This window comes from Dyadobacter sp. BHUBP1 (assembly GCF_050587785.1).
GTDB lineage: Bacteria > Bacteroidota > Bacteroidia > Cytophagales > Spirosomataceae > Dyadobacter.
Map to the genome: position 1 here is coordinate 101,976 of NZ_JBOBIH010000002.1, position 26,055 is coordinate 128,030.

The 26,055-nt window shown below is 49.6% G+C and carries 19 protein-coding genes; 3 read left to right on the plus strand and 16 right to left on the minus strand.

Going from position 1 to position 26,055, the window contains the following annotated elements; translation table 11 throughout:
- Nucleotides 1-94 precede the first annotated feature (94 nt).
- Complete coding sequence (gene gcvP / locus ACQ4MZ_RS07200) at nt 95-2,989, plus strand: aminomethyl-transferring glycine dehydrogenase (protein WP_430843922.1); 2,895 nt, start codon at nt 95-97, stop codon at nt 2,987-2,989.
- A gap of 150 nt (nt 2,990-3,139) precedes the next feature.
- On the opposite strand, the gene ACQ4MZ_RS07205 is transcribed toward gcvP, so the two are convergent.
- The 16 genes from ACQ4MZ_RS07205 to ACQ4MZ_RS07280 all read right to left on the minus strand — a co-directional run bounded on the left by ACQ4MZ_RS07205 (nt 3,140) and on the right by ACQ4MZ_RS07280 (nt 21,141).
- Nucleotides 3,140-3,658, minus strand: coding sequence for an NADH-quinone oxidoreductase subunit J family protein (locus ACQ4MZ_RS07205; protein WP_106594063.1), 519 nt, complete (start codon nt 3,656-3,658; stop codon nt 3,140-3,142).
- A 35-nt stretch (nt 3,659-3,693) separates the two neighbouring features.
- Nucleotides 3,694-4,287, minus strand: coding sequence for a NuoI/complex I 23 kDa subunit family protein (locus ACQ4MZ_RS07210; RefSeq protein ID WP_015813526.1), 594 nt, complete (start codon nt 4,285-4,287; stop codon nt 3,694-3,696).
- Nucleotides 4,288-4,305: 18 nt separating this feature from the next.
- Nucleotides 4,306-5,385 (minus strand): NADH-quinone oxidoreductase subunit NuoH, encoded by a 1,080-nt coding sequence (gene nuoH, locus ACQ4MZ_RS07215; RefSeq protein WP_106594065.1) that lies wholly within the window; start codon nt 5,383-5,385, stop codon nt 4,306-4,308.
- A gap of 41 nt (nt 5,386-5,426) precedes the next feature.
- A complete protein-coding gene (locus ACQ4MZ_RS07220; RefSeq protein ID WP_430843925.1) occupies nt 5,427-6,542 on the minus strand; it encodes a 2Fe-2S iron-sulfur cluster-binding protein in 1,116 nt (371 codons plus the stop codon).
- A gap of 17 nt (nt 6,543-6,559) precedes the next feature.
- Nucleotides 6,560-8,077 (minus strand): ArnT family glycosyltransferase, encoded by a 1,518-nt coding sequence (locus ACQ4MZ_RS07225; protein WP_430843926.1) that lies wholly within the window; start codon nt 8,075-8,077, stop codon nt 6,560-6,562.
- Nucleotides 8,077-9,417: an NADH-quinone oxidoreductase subunit NuoF gene (gene nuoF, locus ACQ4MZ_RS07230; protein WP_430843927.1), complete on the minus strand. Its 1,341-nt coding sequence runs from the start codon at nt 9,415-9,417 to the stop codon at nt 8,077-8,079. Before nuoF ends, ACQ4MZ_RS07225 begins: the two co-directional genes overlap by 1 nt.
- A 30-nt stretch (nt 9,418-9,447) precedes the next feature.
- Entirely contained in the window at nt 9,448-9,945 is a 498-nt protein-coding gene (gene nuoE, locus ACQ4MZ_RS07235; protein ID WP_430843928.1) for an NADH-quinone oxidoreductase subunit NuoE, read from the minus strand.
- A 24-nt stretch (nt 9,946-9,969) separates the two neighbouring features.
- The gene (nuoD, locus tag ACQ4MZ_RS07240) at nt 9,970-11,196 is read right to left on the minus strand and encodes an NADH dehydrogenase (quinone) subunit D (protein WP_223401501.1); all 1,227 of its coding nucleotides are present in this window, start codon (nt 11,194-11,196) and stop codon (nt 9,970-9,972) included.
- A gap of 17 nt (nt 11,197-11,213) precedes the next feature.
- On the minus strand, nt 11,214-11,714 hold the full coding sequence (locus tag ACQ4MZ_RS07245; protein ID WP_430843930.1) for an NADH-quinone oxidoreductase subunit C: 501 nt from the start codon (nt 11,712-11,714) through the stop codon (nt 11,214-11,216).
- 6 nt (nt 11,715-11,720) lie between these two features.
- Nucleotides 11,721-12,263, minus strand: coding sequence for an NADH-quinone oxidoreductase subunit B (locus ACQ4MZ_RS07250; protein WP_015813533.1), 543 nt, complete (start codon nt 12,261-12,263; stop codon nt 11,721-11,723).
- 27 nt (nt 12,264-12,290) lie between these two features.
- A complete protein-coding gene (locus tag ACQ4MZ_RS07255) occupies nt 12,291-12,665 on the minus strand; it encodes an NADH-quinone oxidoreductase subunit A (RefSeq protein WP_090375516.1) in 375 nt (124 codons plus the stop codon).
- A gap of 196 nt (nt 12,666-12,861) precedes the next feature.
- Nucleotides 12,862-14,889 carry a sialate O-acetylesterase gene (locus ACQ4MZ_RS07260; RefSeq protein WP_430843932.1) on the minus strand — a complete coding sequence of 676 codons (2,028 nt, stop codon included), beginning with the start codon at nt 14,887-14,889 and terminating at the stop codon, nt 12,862-12,864.
- Nucleotides 14,890-15,277: 388 nt separating this feature from the next.
- Nucleotides 15,278-18,463, minus strand: coding sequence for a T9SS type A sorting domain-containing protein (locus ACQ4MZ_RS07265; RefSeq protein WP_430843934.1), 3,186 nt, complete (start codon nt 18,461-18,463; stop codon nt 15,278-15,280).
- 75 nt (nt 18,464-18,538) lie between these two features.
- A complete protein-coding gene (gene obgE / locus ACQ4MZ_RS07270; RefSeq protein ID WP_430843936.1) occupies nt 18,539-19,546 on the minus strand; it encodes a GTPase ObgE in 1,008 nt (335 codons plus the stop codon).
- 25 nt (nt 19,547-19,571) lie between these two features.
- Nucleotides 19,572-20,144 (minus strand): adenylate kinase, encoded by a 573-nt coding sequence (locus tag ACQ4MZ_RS07275; RefSeq protein WP_430843937.1) that lies wholly within the window; start codon nt 20,142-20,144, stop codon nt 19,572-19,574.
- Nucleotides 20,145-20,301: 157 nt separating this feature from the next.
- Complete coding sequence (locus ACQ4MZ_RS07280; RefSeq protein ID WP_430843938.1) at nt 20,302-21,141, minus strand: T9SS type A sorting domain-containing protein; 840 nt, start codon at nt 21,139-21,141, stop codon at nt 20,302-20,304.
- A 169-nt stretch (nt 21,142-21,310) separates the two neighbouring features.
- Between ACQ4MZ_RS07280 and ACQ4MZ_RS07285 the strand changes: the two genes are divergently transcribed.
- Nucleotides 21,311-23,149, plus strand: coding sequence for a sensor histidine kinase (locus ACQ4MZ_RS07285; protein ID WP_430843939.1), 1,839 nt, complete (start codon nt 21,311-21,313; stop codon nt 23,147-23,149).
- 77 nt (nt 23,150-23,226) lie between these two features.
- Nucleotides 23,227-25,869 carry a valine--tRNA ligase gene (locus tag ACQ4MZ_RS07290; protein WP_430843940.1) on the plus strand — a complete coding sequence of 881 codons (2,643 nt, stop codon included), beginning with the start codon at nt 23,227-23,229 and terminating at the stop codon, nt 25,867-25,869.
- The last annotated feature ends 186 nt before the right edge of the window (nt 25,870-26,055 follow it).

Here is a 26,055-nt window from a genome sequence, read left to right on the forward strand (position 1 = left end):
TAAGCATAGCCATCGATCTCTGAGAGATTTGCTTGGATTTGCTTACTTTTGTATTTTAAAATCACCTAATAGCGGCATTCTCAGCCTAACTTGAATGAAAGTTAATCTTCGAAACCAGGACAAGTTTGAAAACCGTCACCACGGTAAAGATGAACAGGAATTGCAGGAAATGTTGAAGACCATCGGAGCCGGGTCAGTGGATGAACTGATTGACCAGACTCTGCCTTCTGCGATTCGTCTACCAAAACCACTGAATTTGCCGAGACCCAAATCGGAGCAGGAATTTTTACAATACATCAAAAGAATTGCTTCGAAAAATGCGGTGCTGAAATCATATATCGGTACGGGCTACTACGACACCATCACGCCGAATGTCATTCTGAGAAATATCCTCGAAAATCCGGCATGGTACACTGCCTATACCCCTTATCAGGCGGAGATCGCGCAGGGGCGCCTTGAAATGCTCCTGAATTTCCAGACAGTCGTGACGGATCTCACTGGCATGGAAATTGCGAACGCATCATTGCTGGATGAAGCCACCGCGGCAGCGGAGGCTATGACCATGCTGCATGCAGTAAAGGGCGCTTCCAGAAAGAAAGCCAATACATTTTTTGTTTCGGAGCGCTGCCACCCGCAAACGATCGACCTGATCTACACCCGTGCAAAACCTGTCGGAATCGATGTGGTGGTGGGTAACCATGCAACGGTCGATCTTACTGACGAAAATATTTACGCCGCGCTCGTTCAGTACCCGGCTACCGACGGCGAAGTGATCGATTATACCGACTTTATTGCTTCGGCTCATGAGCTGGGTATTTCAGTAGCGGTAGCGGCGGACCTGCTCGCATTGACGCTCCTGAAATCACCGGGCGAAATGGGTGCCGATGTCGTGATCGGTTCTTCACAGCGCTTCGGCGTGCCGATGGGCTATGGTGGTCCACATGCGGCATATTTCGCCACGAAAGATGCTTTCAAACGTCAGATTCCGGGGCGTATCATCGGAGTGTCGGTGGATGGTGAAGGCAATCGTGCATTGCGTATGGCGTTGCAGACACGTGAGCAGCATATCCGTCGTGAAAAAGCAACTTCCAACATTTGTACCGCGCAGGTATTGCTAGCCGTTATCGCCGGCGCTTATTCGGTATACCACGGACCTGAGGGGATCAAGAGCATTGCTGCACGTGTGCATGGTCTCACCCGCCTGTTTGTCGATACGGTTAAGAAATTCAATTATGAAGTTGTTACCGAAACGTATTTCGATACCGTAACAATCAACACGCCACTGACCCGCAAGCTGCGTGAGCAGGCGTTGAAATGGGGCATTAACCTGAAATACCATGGTGATGAAAGCCTCTCGGTTTCGTTTGATGAAGCCAAGACGTTCGATGATGTAATTGCATTGTTGAATGTATTCGCAGAGGTTTCGGGCTTCCAGGGTGAAATGGTGATCGATGAGGATCTTGAATTTTCGCTTCCTGAAAATCTGGCAAGAACTTCGGAATATTTGACTCACCCGATATTCAACACGCATCATACTGAGCACGAAATGCTGCGCTATCTGAAATCCTTGGAAAACAAAGACCTTTCGCTGGTACATTCCATGATTTCACTCGGTAGCTGTACGATGAAATTGAATGCGACCGCCGAAATGATCCCGCTTACCTGGCCAGAATTTGGTGGTATTCACCCGTTTGCTCCAACCAACCAGGTGGGTGGTTACGCACAGCTGGTGAGCGAATTGAACACCTGGCTATGCGAAATCACCGGTTTTGCGGCGATGTCGTTCCAGCCGAACTCCGGTGCGCAAGGTGAGTATGCAGGCCTGATGGCCATTCGTTCATATCACGAGAGCCGAGGCGAGGCACACCGTAATGTGGCATTGATCCCGTCTTCGGCGCACGGCACCAACCCTGCATCCGCTGTAATGGCCGGTATGAAGGTAGTGGTAACGAAGTGCGACGAGCGTGGTAACATCGATGTGGAGGATTTGCGCGCAAAGGCAGAGCAACACGCATCAGACCTGTCGTGTTTGATGGTAACTTATCCATCGACCCACGGTGTTTATGAAGAAAGCATTATCGAAATCTGTTCAATGATCCATTCATTTGGCGGGCAGGTTTATATGGACGGCGCGAACATGAATGCGCAGGTAGGTCTTACAAGCCCTGCCAGCATTGGCGCGGATGTTTGCCACCTCAATTTGCATAAAACATTCTGTATCCCTCATGGCGGCGGCGGCCCTGGTGTTGGACCGATTGGCGTGGCCGAGCACCTGATGCCGTTCCTGCCTGGTCACGTGAATTTCAGCACGCAGCCTGAGCATTTGCCGAACGGACAGGCCGGAGCAGTTTCTGCAGCACCTTACGGCAGCGCTAGCATCCTGACGATCTCGTATGCGTACATCGCGATGATGGGTGGCGAAGGCCTTACCAATGCGACCAAATTTGCGATCCTGAATGCAAACTATATTAAAGAGCGCCTGAATGGACATTACGAGGTGCTTTATACCGGAGCAAATGGCCGCTGCGCGCACGAAATGATCGTCGATTGCCGTGGCTTCAAGGCAGCTGGTGTAGAGGCCGAGGATTTGGCAAAACGCTTAATGGACTACGGTTTCCACGCGCCAACCCTTTCATTCCCAGTTGCAGGCACATTGATGATCGAACCGACAGAATCTGAATCGAAAGCGGAGCTGGATCGTTTCTGTGATGCAATGATCGCGATCCGTAACGAAATCCGCGAAGTGGAAGAAGGTGTTGCGGACCGCACAGACAACGTTTTGAAGAATGCACCGCATACTTCCCGCGTGTTGCTGAGCGAAAACTGGACGCGCTCTTACAGCCGCGAAAAAGCCGCGTTCCCGTTGCCTTACCTGCGCTTCAACAAGTTCTGGCCAAGCGTAAGCCGCGTCGACAGCGCCTATGGCGATCGTAACCTGATTTGCTCTTGTATCCCGGTTGAAGCCTACTCCGAAGTAGAGGAGGCCTGACACGGACATAACCCAGGCTTTAAAGCCTGGGATCGGAGGCCCGGTGCGGCGCCAGCGTAGAATAAGATACCAAACAAAAAGAGGCTCGAAAGAGCCTCTTTTTATTAACCCAAGTCTTCAGGCTTGGGCCGCATGATGATACGAGTATCTTTAGAAGTGCCGCTCCCCAATCTCCCTCTTGCCAAGCAACACAGCTCCTACCATTGCGACCAGCAAAAGGATCGAGGCCAATTCAAATGGCAACAGGTAATCCCGAAAGAGCATATGACCCAGGCTTTCGATCATACCGATCTGCGAATCGTAAGTTTGCGGGTTGAATGGCTCGATAGCGGTCTTGCGATAAGCACCGAAAAGAATCACGAAAACAGTCCCGCCGACAATCGTCGCAGCTATTTTGGTCAAATTAGTCTTGGCTTCCTCCTGGTCCTGCTTCATGTTGAGGAACATAATCACAAAGAGGAAAAGTACCATAATCGCCCCGGCGTACACGATAATGTTCACGGCAGCGAGGAATTGCGCATTCAGGAGGATATAATGCCCCGAGAGCGTAAAGAACGTCAGGATCAGGTAAAGAACGCTGTGAATGGGGTTACGCGATACCACGACCATCACCGCGCTCAGGATGGTCAGGAAGGATAGAAAGTAAAAAAATGATACTGCTGAATTCATAATGTTAGTAACTGCTGACAGTCTTGGTTTACCAATCAGGGAATAGCTCGTGGAACAACGTTGGTGACTTCACCACTGGCTCTTTTGGCATCCAGCGCACGCGCTTCTTCTTTCGTCCAGGCTTCGCGGGTATAGCGGTTGTTCATATCCTCAACGAGGAGGTCTTTACCCCAGATCACCTGGTCGCGCTCTGTAAATACCGGCACAAACTCATCGTGGCGCAGGTACACTGCCTGTTTCGGACAAGCTTCCTCGCAAAGGCCGCAGAAAATGCAGCGGAGCATATTCACTTCATACACTGCCGCGTATTTTTCTTCGCGATACAGATTTTCCTCGCCTTTCACGCGCTCGGCGGCCACCATTGAAATAGCCTCAGCAGGACACGCTACCGCGCACAAGCCGCAGGCAGTACATCTTTCGCGACCTTCTGCGTCTCTTTTCAGGATATGCCGGCCACGGAAAACAGGACCGAGGTACCGCTTCACTTCCGGGTATTGGATCGTTACTTTCTTCGAAAAAAAGTGCTTGATCGTAATCGCCAGACCTGTTGCAATAGCAGGCAGGTAGGCGCGCTCCGCCAGCGTCATTTCTTTATTGCTTACTTGCTTTGAGCGATTTGTCAATTGCATGGCAATACGATTTTGGAATTAATTCAACCACGCGGTGATTACAGGCTTCAAGAAAAGCACGGCTGCACCGGTGATAATAATGTTAAAAATAGCAAGAGGGATCAGCTTTTTCCAGCCCAGGTTCATCAATTGGTCGTAGCGGAAACGCGGGATCGTCCAGCGCACCCACATGTAGAAGAACACAAAGAACAATGCTTTTCCGAAGAAAACGGCTGTTCCGATCAATGTCGCGATGTTGTGACCTGTATCCGGCCCGAAAGATTTCACCAGTTGCGCATACACGAAATCCATTCCCGGATAGTTATAACCGCCAAAATAGAGCACGGAAATAATCGCCGAGGAAATGAACATGTTGATGTACTCCGCGAACAGGTAGAAACCGAGTTTCATACTGCCGTATTCGGTGTGATAACCACCTACAAGCTCCGTTTCACATTCAGGGAGGTCAAAAGGCACACGGTTACATTCCGCGAAAGAGCAGGTAATGAAAATGATGAAGCCCAGCGGCTGGTAGAAGATATTCCAGTTCATGCCGTGCTGCTGCGCCACGATTTCGCCCAATGAAAGCGAGCTACTCATCATGAGGATCGCGATGAGCGAAAGGCCCATAGCCACCTCGTAACTGATGTTTTGTGAAGCCGCACGGATCGCTCCGAGAAGCGAGAATTTGTTGTTGGAAGCCCAACCACCGACCATGATACCGTAAACACCCAGCGCCACAACGCCGAATACATAGAGGATACCGATGTTCGATTCAACGCCCTGCAATGCCACTTCATGACCTGCAATACGGAATGTGCTGCCGAAAGGAATTACCGCGCTCGCCAGCAATGCCGTGAGCATCGCCAGGCTAGGGCCGGCGATAAAGAGCCATTTGTTGGCCAATGCAGGAATGAAGTCCTCTTTAAAGAACATTTTCCCCGCGTCTGCAAGCGGTTGCAGAAGTCCGCCCCAACCGGCGCGGTTAGGCCCGCTACGGTCCTGGATGAAACCTGCTACCTTTCTTTCCGCCCATGTGGAGTACATGGCAATGAGGAGCGTTAGCCCGAAAACGGCAACGATGGTTACGGTTTTAACAAGAAATTCTACTAAATCCATTTGAAAGCAATTTTATCCGGCTGCTTTGACTACTGATTCTCTTAATTATTGTTGGCCGCCAAAGAACGATGGTTGGCCTTATCGTTATTCTCGATACTCTGGTGACGGATCGTTTCCTCGTCGGTTACGTATGGCCGCGAGTCGTCGATCTGTTTGAATTGCGATGCTGCCAGTTTCAATGCGAAATCCGGTTTTGCAACGAGGTCTTTACGGTATTTGTTGGCAGAAATTACCGAACTGCGTTTCACTTTGGTAGGTCCTTCCAATACCCAGTCACTGGTTTTTTTCTTCTCAAAACGGCAGGTATTGCAAATGAAGTCCGTCACTTCGCCCCAGGTGTTTTTGCGGGCCGTCACGCGGATTATTTCATCGCCTCGATACCAGACAGTTGTTTTGCCGCAGCATTTGTCGCAATCGCGGTGAGCGTCTTCGGGTTTCGAGAACCACACGCGATTTTTGAACCGGAATGTTTTGTCGGTTAAAGCGCCTACCGGACACACATCGATAATGTTTCCGGAGAAGTCATTATCGATCGCTTTTTCGATGTAGGTGCTGATTTCCGAAGCATCTCCGCGGTTCATGACGCCGTGGACACGTCCGTCGGTGATCTGGTCGGCGGTATACACGCAGCGATAGCAAAGAATGCAGCGCGTCATGTGCAGCTGCACATGCGGACCGATATCGATCTTCTCGAACGTTCTTCTTTCTTCTTCGTAGCGGGTTTTTACTGAGCCGTGTTCAAATGCGAAATCCTGTAAATGACATTCACCAGCCTGGTCGCAAATTGGGCAGTCGAGCGGGTGATTGATCAACAGGAACTCTACAATGCTCTTGCGTGTATCCAGTACAGCCTGATTGGTAGTGTTTTCCACCACCATTCCATCCTGAACCTGTGTAATACAAGATGGTACCAGCTTGGGCATCGGGCGTGGATCCTTTGCAGAACCAGCCGATACTTTCACCAGACACGCACGGCATTTACCCCCGGAAACCGGAAGCGGTTTATAGTAACACATCGCCGGCGGAACGAGGTGGCCCTGGCTTTCATCTGCCTCGGCGATTTTACGCGCCGCCTGCATAATGGTTGTGCCCGGTTCTACTTCGACCTCGATGCCATCGAACGTAATTTTCAACAATTGGGATTTAACTTCTTCCATGCCAGTAATACATTATGCTATCTCTTGTTGGCTTCATAAATATCATAGGAGCCCATTGTGGAGCTATATTTCAGCGTATTCGCAAAATCATAGTCCAGAATGTTTGCAGGAGCTTTGCCTTTTGGTGAAATCACAAAACGAATCCCTTTCTCATCGACGATTCGTCTGAATTCGTCGTAGTTGAATGTCCCGTTCTGGTCTGCAAGGTAAACCAGATCCGAGAAAGGAATCAAATTATTTTTAAATAGAAATAAACTTAAAAACGATCCCTGAAAATTCTCCGAATTACATATATAGACATAGTCTGTCGGTTTCAGGTTTTTCTGCTCGAGCAGGTACGTCGCAACTTTACGGTCTTCAATGTAAAGTGCTTCAAAATTACGGAACATACCCGATTTGTATTTCATAAACACATACAATGAGCAATGCAGAAATGCAAAGGTCATGAAAAGGGCCATTCCTGATTTGACAAAACCGGTTTTCAGCGCAGTGAAATCGCTTTTATATGAAAAAGCGAGCGCGAGCTGAATCACCGCCACGATCAGGTAATCCTGGTAATAGCCCACTCCGGCACCTATCTTGAATGCGGTGGATGTTGCAAATAGGAAAAACAGCACGGAGGCGATCACCAGGAAAAGATGGAATCCTGTGGGCCGGTAGTGGAGTGTGTACGCACTTACCAGTGCATTCAGAACCATCAGGGGAGCGAATTGTAACAACCAGTACTGTAATGTCCAGTCGTAAAACCAACCCCAGCTCGCTGAATTGGCCACGCCGCCCACAATGTTGAGAAAGAAAAGCTCGACGGTATTAATGGGAAGGATCACCAGGTATAAACCGAATGTCAGTATCCCGAACGCGGTGAGTTTCAAAAACATCTTGAAATCCCGCTGAATCAACCAGAATACGCCGACCGAAATCGGAAGGATTGCCCCGCTTTGTTTTACGAAAAATGCGGAAACACCCGTGAAAATGGCGAGAAACCAGAGCTTTTGGTCATTGTTTTCAAAGGCGTAGTAAATTGTGACGATAAAAAGCGTCGTCAGCAGCACCAGGAGGCTGTCGGGGCGGGAGGTTGTCAGAAACCAGAATGACAAAACATGAAAAAGCACCAGCCCGGTAAGGAGGGCGGCGATCTTTTGTTTTGTTACCCGGTAAATGAAATAACCCGCTATGCTCACGGTTGCTAATGTAAAAAGGTTTGATACCAGCCGGCTGGCGAGGTATATTTTGTGAACGTCAATGCCTGTCCAACCAACGATTTTCACCAGGAATGAAACGATCGTAAAATATAGTGGTGTGTACTGGGTCAGTCTGAACGGTGCTTTTTCGGGATCCGTATAAATGTCCTGTCCATCCAGCAGTAGCTGTATAGCGGCGATCCCGCTTGCCTCGCTTCCTGAAATGTCGGGAGAGTAGCTCAAAACCGCCTGCATCTTCACGATCAGCAATGCCAGAGCACTTAGTAGCCCGAACAGCACCGATAGTAACAGAGATCTGTCTTTGATCCAAACAAGGCTGTTCTGAACACTCATCAACCCAATACCATTTCACCCATGTAAACCGCACCCGGAGCCGTCGCTTCCTGCGGATGGGTGATATGCCATACAAATTCGTCGCGGAAATGGCGGATCGCGCTGGCTACGGGCCAGGCCGCTGCATCGCCGAGCGGACAAATGGTGTTACCTTCTATTTTCTTTGAAATATCTACGAGCAAATCGATGTCGTGCATGCTGCCGTGACCGTGCTCGATGCGGTGGAGGACTTTCTCCATCCATCCGGTTCCTTCGCGGCACGGGCTGCATTGGCCGCAGGATTCGTGGTGGTAAAAACGCGAGAAATTCCAGGTGTTGCGAACGATACAGGCTGTTTCATCGAAAACGATAAACCCGCCCGATCCGAGCATGGTACCCGTCGCGAAACCACCGTCAGAAAGCGATTCGTACGTCATCAGACGATCTTCGCCGGCAGCGGTTTTCGTGATGAGGTTGGCAGGAAGAATGGGTACAGACGAACCGCCTGCTACCAATGCTTTCAAATAGTGGCCTTTACGGATACCGCCGCAATATTCATCCGAATTCAAAAACTCATCCACGCTCACACCCAGTTCGATTTCGTAAACGCCAGGTTTCTGAATATGCCCTGATGCGGAGATCAATTTGGTACCGGTACTTCTACCAATCCCGATTTGCGCATAAGCATCACCGCCGTTGTTGATAATCCACGGCATATTGGAAATCGACTCCACGTTGTTCACCACGGTAGGGCTTTGGTAAAGACCTTTCACCGCAGGAAATGGCGGCTTGTTACGCGGGTTACCTCTTTTTCCTTCGAGCGATTCGAGCAATGCAGTTTCCTCGCCGCAAATGTAAGCACCGCCGCCCGGCTGCACGACCAGTTCAAGGTCATAGCCCGAGCCTAGGATATTTTTACCTAAAAACCCTTGCGCTTTCGCCTCCGCAATCGCTTTTTCGAGAATGCGGATCACATACATGAGCTCGCCGCGCACGTAGATGAACGATTTGTTGGCTCCCAATGCGAAGCTGGAAATGATCATACCCTCGATCAAAAGGTGAGGGATGGATTTCATCAGATGGTGGTCCTTGAACGTACCCGGCTCCGATTCGTCGGCATTACACACCAGGTAACGGGGAACGCCCTCGGGCTTGGCCAGGAAGCCCCATTTCATTCCCATCGGGAAGCCCGCACCGCCTCTGCCACGTACGCCTGATTTCTTTGCTTCTTCCACCACCTCTTCCGGGGTCATGGTTTTGATAGCTTTTTCAACGGCAGTATAGCCTCCCTGTTTGCGATAAACATCGAAGGTTTCGATACCGGGTACATTAATATGCTCCGTTAAAATTTTTCTAGCCATTTGAGGATAATATTTTCAGCTTATGAAAGCTTATTTACTTAACTCTTCTATGATTTGGTCGACCTTCTCGTTGGTCAGGTTCATGTAGAATTGCTCGCGGATCTGGAAAACGGGTCCCCAGCCGCATGCTGCGAGGCATTCTACTTCTTTCAATGTAAACTTGCCATCGGCAGTGGTTTCACCCGCTTCGATGCCGAGCTTCTTTTTAAGGTGCCCGTACACATCTTCACCGCCCATCAGGCAGCAAGGCCCTGTACGGCAATATTCGATCACGTGCTTACCAACCGGGTCGAGGTGGTACATGGTATAAAAGGTAGCTACCTCGTAAACCTCTACGGGTTTGATATCTAAAATACCTGCGACGTAATCCATTACCTCGCTGCTCAGCCAGCCCCATTGTTCCTGGGCCACGTGCAAAACGGGTAAGAGAGCCGATTTTTGGCGGCCCTCCGGATAACGTGCGATTATTTCTTTTACTTTTTCAAGTCGTTCGGGTGTGAACGCAACCAGATTAGGTGATTCGGTCATTTCTAAATAGGTCTTTAACAAACTTTAAGCGTCCAGTTCACCTGCAATTACGTTCAGGCTACTCATTGTCAGGATCGCATCCGACAGTGATGAGCCTTTGCACATTTCAGGATATGCCTGATAATAAATAAAGCTTGGCCTGCGGAAATGCAGACGGTACGGAGCCCTGCCGCCATCGCTGATCAGGTAGAAGCCCAGCTCGCCGTTTCCTCCTTCCACAGCATGGTAAACTTCGCCCGCCGGTGCATCGATTTCGCCCATTACAATTTTGAAATGGTAGATGAGCGCCTCCATATTGCGGTATACCTCGTTTTTCGGAGGCAGGTAATATTCGGGAGCATCGGCATAATAGGGTCCTTCGGGAAGATTGTTGATGGCTTGCTCCACGATGCGGAGGCTTTGCCACATTTCCTCATTACGGACCATATAGCGATCGTAAGTATCACCATTCTGTCCGATAGGGACGTCGAATTCAAAATCCTGGTAGGATGAGTACGGGTTCATCACACGCACGTCGTAGTCCACGCCCGCCGCACGCAGGTTGGGCCCCGTGAAGCCGTACGATAATGCTCTTTCAGCCGAAATGGAACCCACATTAATTGTTCGGTCCATGAAGATCCGGTTACGGTTGAGCAGTTTTTCCAGCTCTCTCAATACCGGCGGGAAAGATTTAATGAATTCCTTAATCTTGCGGATAGCCGTGCTCGAAAGGTCACGCTCCATACCGCCGAGACGGCCCATGTTGGTGGTAAGGCGTGCTCCGCAAACTTCCTCGTAGATTTCGTACACTTCCTCGCGCTTCTGCATCACATACAGGAAGCCGGTGAATGCGCCGGTATCTACGCCGAGGATACTGTTACAGATAATATGGTCGGTAATGCGTGCGAGCTCCATCATGAGCACGCGGATGTACTGCGCGCGCTTGGGAACCTCTACGCCCAAAAGCTTCTCTACCGTCATGTGCCATCCCAGGTTGTTGATCGGGGAGGAGCAATAGTTCATGCGGTCGGTCAACGTGGTAATCTGGTAAAAGGGCCTTCTTTCGGCAATTTTCTCAAACGCCCGGTGGATATAACCGATCGTTTGCTCGCCCGAAACGATCTTTTCGCCATCCATTTTCAGGATGTTCTGGAAAATACCGTGGGTAGCAGGGTGTGTCGGGCCGAGGTTGAGGGTGGTCAGTTCTTCTACGAGTTCTGGCAACTCGCCTTGAGAAGGGACATTATGCGGTAATAATTCAATATCTGCCATATCTTACTCAATATAGATCATCGGCCGAAAAGGGCGTCAATTTTATCTTCACGGGTCGCGTCTTCCAGCGGGTATTCCTTACGCATCGGGAAGTAATCCATTTCCTCAATGTTCAGGATGCGTTTAAGGTTCGGGTGCCCGTCAAACAAGATACCAAAAAAATCGTAGGTTTCGCGCTCCATCCAGTTGGCGCAGGCGAAAAGGCCTGTCGCTGTCGGAATGTGAATATCGGCTGCCGAAAGGGCTACTTTAATGCGGATGCGGAAGTTATGCACGAAGCTGTGCATGTGATAAACCACCACGTATTCTTTGCCGGTATTATCAGGATATTGGATACCCGTAATGTCGGTCAGGAATATTACCTGGTAATTTTTGTGGTCTCTCAAGAACTCCATCAACGGAATAATCTCTTCGCGGGTCGTTGAGAGCGTCAACAAACCATACGGCTCCTCGAAGTCGAAAACCTGATCACCGAATTTTTCCAAAAGCCCTTCGGCTACCTCCTGGTTAGTGAGCATAGGGGGTTACTGAATATTATATGATGCCAATAGTTCCTGGTATTCGTCGGTATTGCGGCGGCGAAGCTTTTCGTTCTGTGCCAGATATTGAATCTGCATCAGGCCGTCGATAATCTGCTCGGGGCGTGGCGGGCAGCCGGGTACGTATACATCCACAGGGATGATACGGTCAATACCCTGCAATACGCTGTAAGTATCAAAAATACCACCGCTTGAAGCGCAAGCGCCCACAGCCATTACCCAGCGTGGCTCGGCCATTTGAAGGTAAACCTGCTTCACAACCGGTGCCATTTTTTTGGCGATGGTTCCCATCACCATCAGCAAATCGGCCTGGCGCGGCGAGAAGCTCGGACGTTCGGAACCGAAACGCGAAATATCGTAATGCGCGCCCATGGTGGCCATGAACTCGATCCCGCAGCATGAAGTAGCAAATGGCAACGGCCAGAGCGAGTAACTGCGTGCCAGACCTATCGCTTCGTCGAATGAAGTTGCAAAAAAACCGGATCCGCTATGTCCCTGCGGAGCCTCCACTATCTTTACTTCTTTCATAATTCTTTGTATTTCAATGTTCGAAGCCTATTCTTCCCAGTTCAATACGCCCTTGCGGATCACGTAATAGAAACCGGACAACAAAAGGGCCATGAACAATAACATTTCTACGAATCCGAACATTCCCAGGCCTTTGAAATTCACAGCCCAGGGATACATGAAAATTACCTCCACGTCAAACAAAACGAAGAGGATCGCCACCAGAAAGTACTTTACCGAAATGGGCGTCCTGGCGTCACCAACTGACTCGATACCACATTCGAATGGATCGTCTTTCTTTTTGCTTTTGCGGCTCGGACCGATAAGGTGAGTGACAATCATCGTGCCACCAATGAAGCCGGCGGCGAGCAAAAATTGCACAATGATGGGCAAATAATCGGAAGGGAGATACTCGTTTTTCATTATAATGATCCGGTTACAGAGGGGCAGGAATGAGAGAAAACTGTTGCCAGCGGGTTACATTCCTCCCCGTCTCTCAAAATTAGCCTTTGCAAATTTATCAATCAAATTCTTTCCTTTTTGTTTTGTCTAATTAGTATCATACTAAATAAGCCCCGTAGTGGCGGGGCTTATTTAGTACTTATCAAAGAAAGAATATTTATCTTATCACAATTTGCTTGGTAAGGCTCTGTCCCTGGCCGGTTACACGAAGAATATATTTGCCCGTAGGCAAAAGGCTTACATCGATCTGCATCCTGCCGCTGAGCAGTTGCGGACTGGTAGTTTTGATCACGTTACCACGGATGTCGAAAAGCTCAATCGCGGCGTCTTTCACATTATCCCGAGACTCGATGTAGATATAAGCGCCCTGGCTTGGATTGGGATAAATCACCACCTCATTTTGCTCATTGGTTTTGAACTCTCTGGAAGCAGTATCGGAGTAACAAACCAGGTTGTTGTTGCCAATGGTGTACGTAACTTTCGCTTTTGTGGTATAAACACCCGATTTCAGGATTTTGACCAGAGATGCAGTAGTATCGGTTTCGTAACCAGGGCGTCTCCACAGGAATTCTTCATTTACTTCGCCACCTTCGGGGATGCTTGCCGAGACGCTGAAAGGCCCTGACGGCTCGATGGTCGGCTTACTTATTTTGGCACGGACAATCAAAGTGGAGGTTGCTGAATTATCGGAAGTACATCCGAAAATGTTCCGGCTTTTGACAAAATAGTTTCCGCTTTCACCCAATCTGGCAGAGATTCCTGTTGCAATGGCGGTGTTGGAACCCTCTTTATACCAACTATATATTTCGCCGCCATTCTGTACCGAGAATTGGAATGTCGAATCCGCACAAGCTTGTTGCTGGCCTTGCTGAATAATGCTTGGTTGCACCGGCTTAGCATCGTTCTCCAAAACGATAAGCGGCGTCAGGATCGAGTTGCCAGAGGCATCTTTTACGGTGGCACGATATGTACCTGCTTTTGAGACCTTAATCGAGTTGGATACCTCGCTGGTGTTCCATTTGTAAGAAGCGTAACCTGCGGGGAGCGTTAGGGTAACACCATTGTTGTCAGTAACGCAAGCTGCGGTCACAGCAGGTACCTCGACGGGGTTAACCGGTGTGACAGTCGAGAAGAATTTGGCATCCAGTGTTCCGAACCATGCATTCGCCAGAATCGTCAAAGCTCTGAGGGTTCCTTCTTTGTCATTCACTCCCTTGCCTACGAAGTGCGTGCCATCGCCACGGTTAGGTACGAGAGGATCTGTTTCGGGACCCGGATAAGTAGGGTTAAAATCCGTGTTGAGTACTGCGTTTTGCGCAGCAACGATTTCTGGATTGATGTCCGATTCAATATTGAATCCCGCTGATGTCCGGGAGGTACGGGCAATTACCCAGGTAAGTCGTTTGCCGGTATCCGCACCGAGGCGGTTCATGATCGACTGAAGGTCACGGCTGTAATTGGCACGTGGTGTCTTATACAATGCGTCGGTTTCGCCTTGCATCCAGAGAATGGCTCTAACCCCATATTGGTTGGCATAGTTGCGCGCAGCAATGCGAAGGTTGGCGTAAGGCATTTCGGGCGCATACACAAAACCGCCGTACATATTTTTAGTCGGGAGGCCTTTTGAACTGCTCGCCCAGTTTTCTATGGATGTACCTTCCCAGGCAGTGTTAATAAATACGACGGGTACGTTCAGTCTCTCAACCAGGAGGTCTCCAAGTATCCCCCAGCACCAGGCAGACTGCCCGCGCGGCGACATGATATTCAGATTCTGGTTGATTTTGCTAAACTCAGGCGGAGTAGGGTCGGTAAGTCTGTCGATGGAATCGTTGCTGTAATTTGAAATATACAGTACCCGGTCGTCGGTAGCGGATGGGCCAGGGTAATTTCTGAGTCCCTGAGCATTCGACTGTCCGGCTATGAGGAACACTTCACCTACACCAAAACGGCTCAATACATCGCGGCCTATTACTTTTCCGTCAGACACACCCCGGACTTCCAGGGAGTACCATCCGCCGATCAGTTTAATCGTCCCTGAAAAAACGCCGCCCTGGGGAGCGTCCTGCAAAGTTAGCCACGGTGTTTCAACGCCCTGTCCCTGAATGACCGGCACAGCCCTCACCTCAATTTTTTCAACAGGCATGGTGAATGTACCTGTCACCTGAATCTCCCGCTGGCCGGCCATGTTACGTTGGTAGACAGACTGAAAAACAGGGGAAGTAATTCTGATGGGGGATTTTTCTTGGGAAAATGCTGCTGATGAAAAAATGCAAATTAACAACAACACCTTGGCCATTACCGGAAGAATAAATCTACTATGCATTTGGGATTCTGATACAGGTAAAGTTTCTGAGCTCTAACGAAGTATAAATCTGTTAAAGTGTTCAATTACAAAACGGTCACAAATGTAACGGAATATTTTCGCTAAAATATCACTATTCCGTTTTTTTGATCAATCGGGTGTTTGCTTTACGTGTTACCGTTCGGCATGCTTACATTTTAAAATACAAGAAAGACGAAGGGAGGAACAGGCAACGCTTCGGCCTCCCGGCAAGGCCGGTAGGTTCATTTGCCTATTCGGCAATTACCAGCTTTTGGGTCTCACTGAACGTCGCAGAAGTCACGCGAATAATATATATACCACTCGACAGGCCCGCCAGGCTGAAGTATTGCGGGCGATCGAACTTCAGCACACGGAAAGTCCGGTGGATAATACCCCGGCTGTCGATGATCTGAACATCGGCGTTCGCCAGATTGGCAAATGTTTCGACAGTCACTCTTTCACTGGCATTCGGGTTGGGATAGGCCACGAAACCCGGGTTATTCGTATCAAGGTAAAACTGGAACGGTTCGGAGAAGTCGGAGTAACAGGTAAGCGTCGGACTGTATACAATGGTGTTGTTAACAACATATTTACCTGCCTTCACGGCTTTCAGGGTCGCGCTGGTTTCTGTCAATGGCTCATCGTTATATTTCCATACGTGGTCACCCGCATTGAGATTGTTTTCAGCAAATAGGGTGTAAACGCCTGTTTTACGGATTACCGGCACGCTCGGAGACGGCTTGACATCAATCGCTACCGGTGCGGAGTAAGGAGAGTAGCATCCATGATCATCCTGAATGCGAGCCGAATAATTACCCGTCGCAAAAACCTCTATGCTTTCGCCTTCCAGGCCGTTGTTCCAGAAAAATTCGTTGCCGTTGGTGGCTTTCAGCATAATGGTGTCGCCATCGCAGAATGTTGTTGGCTGCAATGCCGTAACTGCGGGGGCTGGTGGCAGTGCCAGCGTTTCCGTCGTTATCTGGTTACTCGGATCCGAATAGCATTGAAACTCGTTGATTGTTTGCACGGAGTAAGTTCCGGCCGCCGTTACTTTCAAGGTCTGTGAAGAAACGCCGTTGCTCCATAAATACCCGGCAGCGCTGGTTGAAACCAGGTTCACGCTTAGATCTGCGCAGAATGTGGTCGGGCCCTCGGCGGTGATCGTGGGCGTAGGTGGCAATGGATTCATTACTACGACAACTACCGGAGAAACGGGAGAAATGCAGCCGTTTTCGTCTTTGGCCGAAATTGTAAAATTGCCTGATGTCCGTATTTCGATCTCGCGGTCGGTGGAGCCGTTACTCCACAGGTAGGAGAACGCCTCGCTGCTGCGTAACGTGGTATAGTCGCGTTCACAAAAAGTAGTAGCGCGAAGGGCCGTTATGGTAGGTGTTGCGGGAAGCGGGTTAACCTTTACATTCACTTCATCCGAAGTTGATTCGCACCCGTTTCCATCCCTTTGCTTCAAAGTGAATTTACCGGTCGTGGTTACGGCAATGGACTTCGTGGTAGCATTGGTGCTCCAGATGTTTCCGGAATCGTAGCTTGAAGTCATCGTCACGTTGCCGCCGTCGCAGAATGTCGTTTCTCCGCTCAGCGAAATTACAGGCTTGGCCGGCAACGGGTTTACTTTCACGGTCACCGGGTCCGACTCAGGAGAGAAGCAGCCGACATCGTCGAGCGCTCTCACGCGGAAATCACCCGAGTTGACAACCGTAATAGTGGCATTATTCGCTCCATTGGACCAAACACTTTTCACTTTTGAGTCCGAGGTCAGGTTCACTTCTCCGCCTTGGCAGAAGGTAAGTGGCCCCGAAGCAGAAATTTTGGGTTTGGCCGGCAATGGTGAATTGAGTACTTGCATGACTACTTTCTGGGAAGTAGACTCGCAGCCGTAAATATTCTTGACGGTCACGAAATACTCGCCCCCTGTTGTGACAGGAAGGCGGTCGCCGGTGGCGCCTGTGTTCCAGACGGCATTTGTAGAAGTGCTCGATACCAACGTTGCGGTATTACCGATACATACCGGATTACTACCTTCGATCGTCACAGTCGGCTGGTCGGGCTGGATTTGCTCATTTACCCGGATCTCTGGCGAGAAAATGTAGTTGCCTTTATCATCGCGTGCTTTCACATAGTAAGTTCCGTTTCCAACCGTTACGCTGCTGGAAGACTGCCCATTGCTCCAACTGAATTGGGAAAGCCCAACCGGGTCGGCGTTGATCGTTACATTACCATTGCCCGCACAGTCTACCGTTACTCTGAGTGGTCTTTGCGCCGGGTAGGGTTCTGATCTTGCGAAAAAATCATCCGTGAGTGAATTGGACCACGCATCGCCAAGCTGAATTAAGCCATCGCCAAAAAAATGGACGCCGTTAGGAGCACCATTTTCGCGGGGAATCTGAATCAGATCGGTATTAGGCCCTTCGAAAACATTCGGAACATTATTGATAACCTGCCTTTGCCCATTTGTAACGTTTACATCGACGAGGCGTCCGTTGTCATAGGAAGTAATGGAAACCATCCATGAAATATTCTTTCCCGATTCATTCCGGCTGGCTTCAATAACGGCTTTCAGGTTGTTGAAATAAGTATCAGTGCTGGTATCTTTAAAATTGTCGGCCTCGCCTTGGAGCCAGAGAATGCCGCGAAGCCCGGTGATAGGTGTGTATCGCTGAATGACATTTCGCAGGTTGCCATAAGGCATTCCATCCGGTTTGACCCACACGGGCGCGTAGACAGACTGCGTATTGTTGTTAATACTTTCGCGCCAGTTAACGGAAGCCATACCTTCCCAGCCTACATTGAAAAACAGAATAGGAACATTGAGCCGCGATGCCAGGCGGTCGCCCAGGCGTCCCCAGCACCATGCGGCAGGTCCACGGGGAGAAATGCGACTTTGAGCATCGATGTGATGGAAAGACGGACGTTCCGGCAATTCAAACGGATAGTCGCCTGTTTCGTAATTATCGATAGAATTGACACGATCGTCTTGTGCGCCCTGATTATTAAAGCTAGGGGCGTCAAATCCCTGTGCATTGGATTGCCCTGCGATTAGAAATACTTCGCCTATCCCGACGTGCTCAACGGTTCTGGAACCCACCAGCTGGTCGCCCTTCCAACCGCGGACTTCCAGCCGGTACCAGCCGCCCTGGGCAGTAATATAACCGGAGAAAAAACCTCCTTTAATGCTGGCGTCGCTCAGGTTGGCCCAGTCCTTGTCGATGCCCTGACCTGGCACAAGTGCAGATACTTTGGCTTCCACACGATCGACAGGCTGTGTGTAACTGCCTGCAATGTTGATGTTTGCGTTGTTAGCTTTGTCTCGCTGAAGTACGATACGGTCGGAAGGGAAATCAATGCTGATTTGTCCGTGTGCGGTAAAGGAAATAATACTAAATACTACCAGATAGAAATACGGTAGATAGTGTCTCATGGTGACTAAAAATTCTTTGAAATAACTACTTGGACACACAATTTGCATCGAAAGGTTGCCTCTTTCAAGAAATTATTATTGTACGGGGAACGGTGAGTTAATCATTTCCCATATTTTGTCTTTTAATTGTTCAATACCTTCTTGGGTTATTGCAGAAATTAAAAGCGTTGGGATACCGTTTGGTAGATTTTCTTGTAATGTAACCCGCTCTTCCTCAGAGATTACATCCATTTTGGAAATCGCTAGCAGGCGGTTTTTGTCGAGCAGCTGGGGATTGTATAAGCGTAGCTCTTGCACCAGCGTCTGGTATTCGGCCTGGATATCCTCACTGGTAGCAGGTACGATGAAAAGGAGAATGGAGTTGCGTTCGATGTGCCGCAGAAACCGCAGACCGAGTCCTTTACCCTGCGAAGCGCCTTCGATAATGCCCGGAATATCGGCCATTATGAAAGACTTGTAATCGCGGTAGGGTACAACGCCCAGGTTCGGCACGAGGGTTGTGAAGGGGTAATCGGCAATTTCTGGCTTGGCTGCTGAAACAACTGAGAGCAATGTAGATTTGCCTGCGTTCGGGAAGCCCACCAAACCTACGTCGGCTAGTACTTTCAGTTCGAGGATGAACCACTCTTCCTTGCCTGGTTCGCCGGGTTGGGCATATTGGGGAGTCTGATTGGTAGCGGACTTGAAATGGTCGTTACCCATTCCGCCGCGTCCACCGCGCAACAGGATCATTTCCTGTCCGTCTTCGGTGATTTCGAAAAGTTGTTCGCCGGTTTCGGCATTTTTGGCGATCGTGCCGAGCGGTACTTCCAGGATAATGTCCTTTCCAATCGCTCCCGTGCGCCGCCCGCCTTCGCCGCCTTTTCCGTCGAACGCCTTTACGTGCTTGGTGTATTTTAAATGCAGCAATGTCCAGAGCTGGGCATTGCCTTTCAATATCACGTGACCTCCGCGTCCGCCGTCACCGCCGTCCGGTCCCCCTTTCTCGACGTGCTTTTCACGCCTGAAATGCATAGAGCCGGCACCGCCGTTGCCGGAGCGCGCATTGATTTTTACGTAGTCTATAAAGTTAGAGGAGGCCATGTGAGTATAGTGGGAAAAATAGAAATCAGGCTGCTTCGATCGCGTTCGAGATTTCCCCGAAAATGAAATCGATTTCACCTATTCCGTTGATAGCGACAAACTTTCCTTGTTTCTGGTAATAGTCGGCAACGGGTTTTGTTTTACTGTTGTATTCCTGAATGCGTTTCGCGATCAGTTCTTCGTTCTGATCGTCGGGACGGCCGGAAGTTTTGCCACGGTTCAAAAGGCGGGCCAGTAACTCATCGTCGTCGACCGACAAGGCTACCATCACTGAAATACCTTCGTTGTAGCTCGCAAGCAGATTGTCTAACGCTTCGGCTTGCTTCACCGTTCTCGGGAAACCGTCGAAGATGAAACCAGCCGCGTCGCGGTGCTCTTTCAGCTTGTTATCGATCATCCCGATTACCACTTCGTCCGGCACCAGAATGCCCTGGTCCATCAAAGTTTTAGCTTTCAATCCCAGCTCTGTTCCAGCCTGAATTTCCGAGCGCAGCAGATCTCCTGTGGAAAGGTGGATCAAATTATACTTTGCAATTATTTTTTCACTTTGGGTACCTTTCCCGGCGCCCGGAGGGCCAAACAGTATAAGATTCAGCATAGTTGCTTCAAAAATTGATGTCGCGGTAGATTGGTGAATAAGCGGCAAATTTACAACTCTTACTATATGTGTGCGAAATTGTTGCATAATTTTTACAGGAAAAATCCCCTTTACCGTTTCCGGCAAAGGGGATTCGCTATCGTAAAAGTGGCTCCATTCAGGGAATAACCACCCTTTTCACCGCTCCATCTTCGTTCTGAACCACCGTTACGAACAGCGTCCCTTTTGTATTTTTCTTAAGTTCGACCTGGCCTACATACTCGCCCTCAAACTCGTGGATCTCTTTTTTACCCACTTCTTTGCCTTTGGTGTCGGTGACTGTCACCGTCACATTGCCTTTTTGCGGCACGCTGAAACGCAGGTTAAGGACGTCGTCGGCGGGATTATTGGTGTAGGCATTCAAAGACCGGATTGTTGCTCCTTTCGCATTCTCGCTGTTATCCCAGGCATAGTCAAAGCTTTTGCTGAAATTCCTGCCAAAATCCTCCATGTCCCGCAGCATCATTTTAGCCTTGGGATGGAAGTTTCTGTCGAAATTTTTCTGGATCGATTTCATGCTTTCGTTGAACTTCTCCGAATCCCAGTCGAGGTCGTGTTTGAAATCGCCGTCCCAGTGAAATGCCATCGGCTCGCGCGGATCGCGATGGTCGATAATCACTTTTTTACGTTTTTTGGCCGCTATCACGCCGTCGGCACCATCATCCACCGTAATTGAAATGGTTTGCTTGCCCTTTTTGTCGACATTCAGCGAATCAAGTACTTTATCGATGAACTTTTGCCTTTCGTCATCGCTCAGCGCACCTACCTGATAACTTTTCTCGATGTCGCGGGTCTTGCCGTTTTCCTCCTCGGTTACCCGGATCCTAATGCTTGTCTTTTTGTCGTCATCGTCCTTTTTAGGCTTTTTGTCGGACTGGGCCTGCGCAACGGATAGCAGCGCCGGTGCCGCTACGAGCAGCAGCGACCATGTCAGTTTTTGAATTGAAACAGTTTTCATAAGCAGTTTTTGTTTTGAGTCTGAATGAATTGCAAAACCATGGCTATGTTGCTTGGGGCGTTGTTAAATAATGTTAAAAACACCTTTGGCCGGGGGCGAAACACTAAATTTGTTCTTGGCAAAATGTCGGGTAAAGCACAGCCGGCGTTGCACATGGGAAGCGGAAATTATGACCAAGCGTAAAATACAAATTATCGTAGGGCTGATGTGTCTGGCATTGATCGGGCTCATCGGTTTTCAATGGTACTGGATCAGGGAAGCTATCGCGATCAGGAACGACCAGTTCAATCAGAAGGTCTCCGAGTCGGTACAGCAAGTGGTGCACCGACTGGAAAAGCAGGAAATGATGTATCTCCTGCAACGCCGCATCGAGGCGGAGCAGCAAAAAAGCAAGCTCGACCGCATTGCGCAGCTGCGCGACATGCCCATGAAGCGGACCACTCCGCCGAAGCCTAAGGCGCCTGTTCAGGAAATAGTACCGCGCTTACAGCCGCGAATGGAGATCGCCATTGGCCCGAACGGCGAGGAAATACATTATCAGATCATTACCGAAGCGGCCCCTACCGACGTACTCAGCCCCAATATCAGGGTGATGGTGGATCACCAGCAGCGCATTATAGAGGAATTTTTTCAGGCGCAGCAATATGGCATGGCCGGTATCGACGAGTTTATGCGTCGCCGGCTGGACGACGAGCGTCGTTTGGGAAATGCCATGCGCGGCATGGCCGATCCCGAATTCCGCCGGAAAGGCAGCGATTTCCCGAAAAAGGACTCGATTTCCAGAATGGCTAACCGGAAAGTGGCCTTGCCAGAGAATGCAAAAAGCAGTAAACAGAAGTCGCGGGCGATTCTCAATGCGGAAGAACCCGACCGCGCCGAGTTGCTGAAAGAAGTCATGAAGGATTTTGTTTATACCAAAAGGCCCATCGAGCAGCGTGTGAACCGATTTCTGCTCGACACACTATTGAAAAAACAGCTGATCCAGAATGGTGTCACTTTGCCTTACGAATTTGCCGTGAGGGGGGCCGTGCGCGGCCGGTCGACGGATAGCCTTATTTTCTCGACCGTGAGCATGCGCAGGAGTGAATGGGAGGAGCGGTCGTATAAAGCATCGCTGTTCCCGAACGAAACACTCACCGCGCAGAATGCATTATATGTTTACTTCCCGGATCAGCAGCGCTACATTCTCAGTAATATGGGTGTAATGTTCGGCGGCTCCGGCATTCTGATCATCGTAATTATGGCCTGTTTCTACCTGGCCGTTACGACCATTCTGCGTCAGAAGAAGCTTTCTGACATTAAGAATGACTTCATCAACAATATGACCCATGAGTTCAAAACACCTATTTCTACCATTGCATTGGCAGCGGAAATGGCGCAAGAGAATTCGGCTTCATTGATGGATAGCCCGAAAGGCTCGCGGCTCGACCGCTACCTCGGCATTATCCGCGAGGAAAATAAACGACTCGGGACGCATGTGGAGAAGGTTTTGCAAATGGCACTGCTGGATAAAGGGCATGTCAAACTTAAAATCACGGAAACCAACATCCATGACCTCATCGGCGCTGCGCTAAACGGACAGAGCGTGCAGATCGAGCAGAAGGAAGGAGAAGTTGACATGAACTTCGAGGCAGAGGAAGATGTAGTGGCTGCGGATGAGGTGCATATCTCCAATATTCTGAACAACCTCATCGACAATGCGATCAAATATTCGCCGGAGAAGTTGTATTTGAATATCAGTACCAAAAATGAAAATGGCGGTATCGCGATCTCTATTACCGACAAGGGCATAGGCATGAGCCGTGAGCAGCAGCAGCGCGTCTTCGATACTTTCTACCGGGTGCCTACCGGCAATGTGCATGACGTCAAAGGCTTCGGCCTTGGGTTGAGTTATGTTAAAAAGATGGTCGAGGCGCATGAAGGTACTGTCCGGTTGATGAGCAAACCGGGTGAAGGGAGCACATTTACGATCTGGCTGCCGGTCCGCAAAGAGGAGCAAATAGTTTAGAAATATCGCCCGTAACCGCTAACTTGCCGGCTTTTAAGATGACTAACCGACAGCTACGGTAAATTTCTGAACACGCAATGATTTCCAAAACTTATGCCCCTCAGGAGATAGAGGACAAATGGTACTCCTACTGGATCGAGAACAAGTTTTTTCAGTCGAAACCCAATCCTGACAAAGAACCCTACACCATCGTGATCCCCCCGCCGAACGTCACCGGCGTGCTGCACATGGGGCATATGCTTAATAATACTATTCAGGACATTCTGGTCCGCAAGGCGCGGATGGAAGGTAAAGAGGCCTGCTGGGTACCTGGTACCGATCACGCTTCCATTGCTACCGAGGCCAAAGTGGTGGCGATGCTCAAAGAGCGCGGCATTAACAAGCGTGACCTTACCCGCGACGAATTCCTCGAATATTGCTGGGAATGGACGCACAAATACGGCGGCATTATTCTGAAACAGCTTCGCAAACTCGGCGCTTCCTGCGACTGGGACCGTACGCGCTTCACGATGGAGCCGGATTTGTACGATTCGGTGATCGACGTTTTCATTGACCTCTATAATAAAGGAGAAATCTACCGCGGCCACCGCATGGTGAACTGGGACCCTCAGGCGCGCACGACCGTGTCCGACGAGGAGGTGATCATGAAAGAGGTGAATCAGAAGCTAGTTTACCTGCGCTATCCGCTGGTCGGGGAGGATGGAGAAGGGAGCATGGAGGAAGGGGTTACGATCGCGACTACCCGCCCGGAAACGATTATGGCGGATGTGGCGATTTGTGTGAACCCTGCGGATGAGCGTTATCAGCACTTGATTGGTAAAAAAGTGTTGATTCCGTTGATCAACCGGGCTATTCCGATTATCGCGGATGATTATGTGGAAATGGAATTTGGAACTGGCTGCTTGAAAGTCACTCCGGCACACGACACCAATGACTACGAACTTGGGAAACGTCATAACCTGCCGATTATCGATCTGTTGAATGAAGACGGTACATTGAATGAAAAGGCGCAGATCCTGGTAGGTGAAGACCGTTTCATTGCACGCAAGAAGATCATCAAGTTGCTCGAAGAGTCGGGTAACCTCGTGAAAGTGGAGGAGTACAGGTCGAATGTAGGACATTCGGAACGTACCGATTCGGTGATTGAGCCAAGGCTTTCCGAGCAGTGGTTTCTGAAAATGGAGAAAATCAGCAAGCCGGCATTCGAGAATGTGATGAACGATACGGTGCAGCTGATTCCCGCGAAATTCAAAAATACCTACCGCCACTGGATGGAGAATGTACGTGACTGGAATATCAGCCGCCAGCTATGGTGGGGCCACCGCATTCCGGCTTACTATTTGAACGACGGTACCATGATCGTCGCGAAGTCGAAGCGGGAGGCATTGCGCAAGGCGCAGCATGAGTTGCAGCTTTTTGCATTGACAGAAGAAGATATCAAGCAGGATGAGGACGTGCTCGACACATGGTTCTCGTCATGGCTTTGGCCGATCTCCGTTTTCAATGGTATTAAAGAGCCGGAGAATGAGGAAGTAAATTACTATTACCCAACCAATGACCTCGTAACTGCACCGGAGATTCTTTTCTTCTGGGTGGCGCGGATGATCATTGCGGGTTATGAATACCGCGGCCAGTATCCGTTCAAGAATGTGTACCTGACGGGCATCGTTCGGGACAAGCAGGGCCGCAAAATGTCGAAATCGCTGGGTAATTCACCCGATCCAATCGACCTGATCGATAAATATGGCGCGGACAGCATTCGTACCGGCATGCTTTTCAGCTCACAGGCTGGTAATGACTTGCCTTATGACGAAAAGCTGATCGAGCAGGGCCGGAATTTTGGTAATAAAGTATGGAATGCCTTCCGTTTGGTAAAAGGCTGGACCGTCGATAGCGAACTTCCGGTTCCCGAAGGTTCGAAACTGGCGGTACAGTGGTTTGAAAGCAAATTGAACCAGACATTGGCGGAAGTGCAGGACCACTTCTCGAAATTCCGTATTTCGGACGCATTGGGCTCGATCTATAAACTAATCTGGGACGATTTCTGTGCACAATACCTCGAAATGATCAAGCCGGGCTTCGAGCAGCCGATCGATTTGTCGACTTACGACTCGACGCTCGACTTTTTCGATCGCCTGATGCGTTTGCTGCACCCGTTCATGCCTTTTATTTCGGAGGAAATCTGGCAGAACATCATTGAAAGAGGCGAGAAGGAATCCATTTGCGTCGCACATTTCCCGCAGGCCGGAGAGTTTGATCAGGCGTTGCTGAATGACTTTGATATATTGTTTGAACTCGTTTCGTCGATCCGTAACCTGCGGAATTCGAAAGGCATTAGTCCTAAAACTGCATTGCCGCTGGCGATTCGCACAGATTCAAACGAGCGCTACAATGCATTGACGCCGCTGATCGAAAAGCTGGCGAATGTGGAAGGCATCAGTTATGTGTCGGGCGAGGCGGAAGGTACTTCGTTTCGAGTGAAGTCGGATGAGTTTTTTGTTAACCTGGCCGACGAGCTGGATATGGAGGCGGAGCGCGAGAATCTTCTGCGTGAATTGGAATACACCAGAGGCTTCCTCGAATCGGTGATGAAAAAGCTCTCGAACGAACGCTTCGTGGCTAATGCCAAAGGTGATATCGTCGAAAAAGAAAGAGCGAAGCAAGCGGATGCCGAAGCGAAGATCGCCACATTGACCGAGGCGTTGGCAAGGCTTAAATAAACGTCAGAAAAACAACTCTTTTGTAAAGCACAGGGCATTAGTGCCTTGTGCTTTTTTGTTATGCAGGAATACGATTTAATGTCTGCATGACATTTAAAAAGTGCAAAGCGACGACCACGTAAAGGGCTCACCCTTAGGATTGATCAATGAATTAATGGGGATAAAATTATATTCATTTTTAAAAAA

What these genes read in the sequence shown, in the direction of transcription:
- gcvP (WP_430843922.1), top strand. Translation starts at nt 95, where the DNA reads ATGAAAGTTAATCTTCGAAACCAGGACAAGTTTGAAAACCGTCACCAC.
- ACQ4MZ_RS07205 (WP_106594063.1), bottom strand. Translation starts at nt 3,658, where the DNA reads ATGAATTCAGCAGTATCATTTTTTTACTTTCTATCCTTCCTGACCATC.
- ACQ4MZ_RS07210 (WP_015813526.1), bottom strand. Translation starts at nt 4,287, where the DNA reads ATGCAATTGACAAATCGCTCAAAGCAAGTAAGCAATAAAGAAATGACG.
- nuoH (WP_106594065.1), bottom strand. Translation starts at nt 5,385, where the DNA reads ATGGATTTAGTAGAATTTCTTGTTAAAACCGTAACCATCGTTGCCGTT.
- ACQ4MZ_RS07220 (WP_430843925.1), bottom strand. Translation starts at nt 6,542, where the DNA reads ATGGAAGAAGTTAAATCCCAATTGTTGAAAATTACGTTCGATGGCATC.
- ACQ4MZ_RS07225 (WP_430843926.1), bottom strand. Translation starts at nt 8,077, where the DNA reads ATGAGTGTTCAGAACAGCCTTGTTTGGATCAAAGACAGATCTCTGTTA.
- nuoF (WP_430843927.1), bottom strand. Translation starts at nt 9,417, where the DNA reads ATGGCTAGAAAAATTTTAACGGAGCATATTAATGTACCCGGTATCGAA.
- nuoE (WP_430843928.1), bottom strand. Translation starts at nt 9,945, where the DNA reads ATGACCGAATCACCTAATCTGGTTGCGTTCACACCCGAACGACTTGAA.
- nuoD (WP_223401501.1), bottom strand. Translation starts at nt 11,196, where the DNA reads ATGGCAGATATTGAATTATTACCGCATAATGTCCCTTCTCAAGGCGAG.
- ACQ4MZ_RS07245 (WP_430843930.1), bottom strand. Translation starts at nt 11,714, where the DNA reads ATGCTCACTAACCAGGAGGTAGCCGAAGGGCTTTTGGAAAAATTCGGT.
- ACQ4MZ_RS07250 (WP_015813533.1), bottom strand. Translation starts at nt 12,263, where the DNA reads ATGAAAGAAGTAAAGATAGTGGAGGCTCCGCAGGGACATAGCGGATCC.
- ACQ4MZ_RS07255 (WP_090375516.1), bottom strand. Translation starts at nt 12,665, where the DNA reads ATGAAAAACGAGTATCTCCCTTCCGATTATTTGCCCATCATTGTGCAA.
- ACQ4MZ_RS07260 (WP_430843932.1), bottom strand. Translation starts at nt 14,889, where the DNA reads ATGGCCGGCCAGCGGGAGATTCAGGTGACAGGTACATTCACCATGCCT.
- ACQ4MZ_RS07265 (WP_430843934.1), bottom strand. Translation starts at nt 18,463, where the DNA reads ATGAGACACTATCTACCGTATTTCTATCTGGTAGTATTTAGTATTATT.
- obgE (WP_430843936.1), bottom strand. Translation starts at nt 19,546, where the DNA reads ATGGCCTCCTCTAACTTTATAGACTACGTAAAAATCAATGCGCGCTCC.
- ACQ4MZ_RS07275 (WP_430843937.1), bottom strand. Translation starts at nt 20,144, where the DNA reads ATGCTGAATCTTATACTGTTTGGCCCTCCGGGCGCCGGGAAAGGTACC.
- ACQ4MZ_RS07280 (WP_430843938.1), bottom strand. Translation starts at nt 21,141, where the DNA reads ATGAAAACTGTTTCAATTCAAAAACTGACATGGTCGCTGCTGCTCGTA.
- ACQ4MZ_RS07285 (WP_430843939.1), top strand. Translation starts at nt 21,311, where the DNA reads ATGACCAAGCGTAAAATACAAATTATCGTAGGGCTGATGTGTCTGGCA.
- ACQ4MZ_RS07290 (WP_430843940.1), top strand. Translation starts at nt 23,227, where the DNA reads ATGATTTCCAAAACTTATGCCCCTCAGGAGATAGAGGACAAATGGTAC.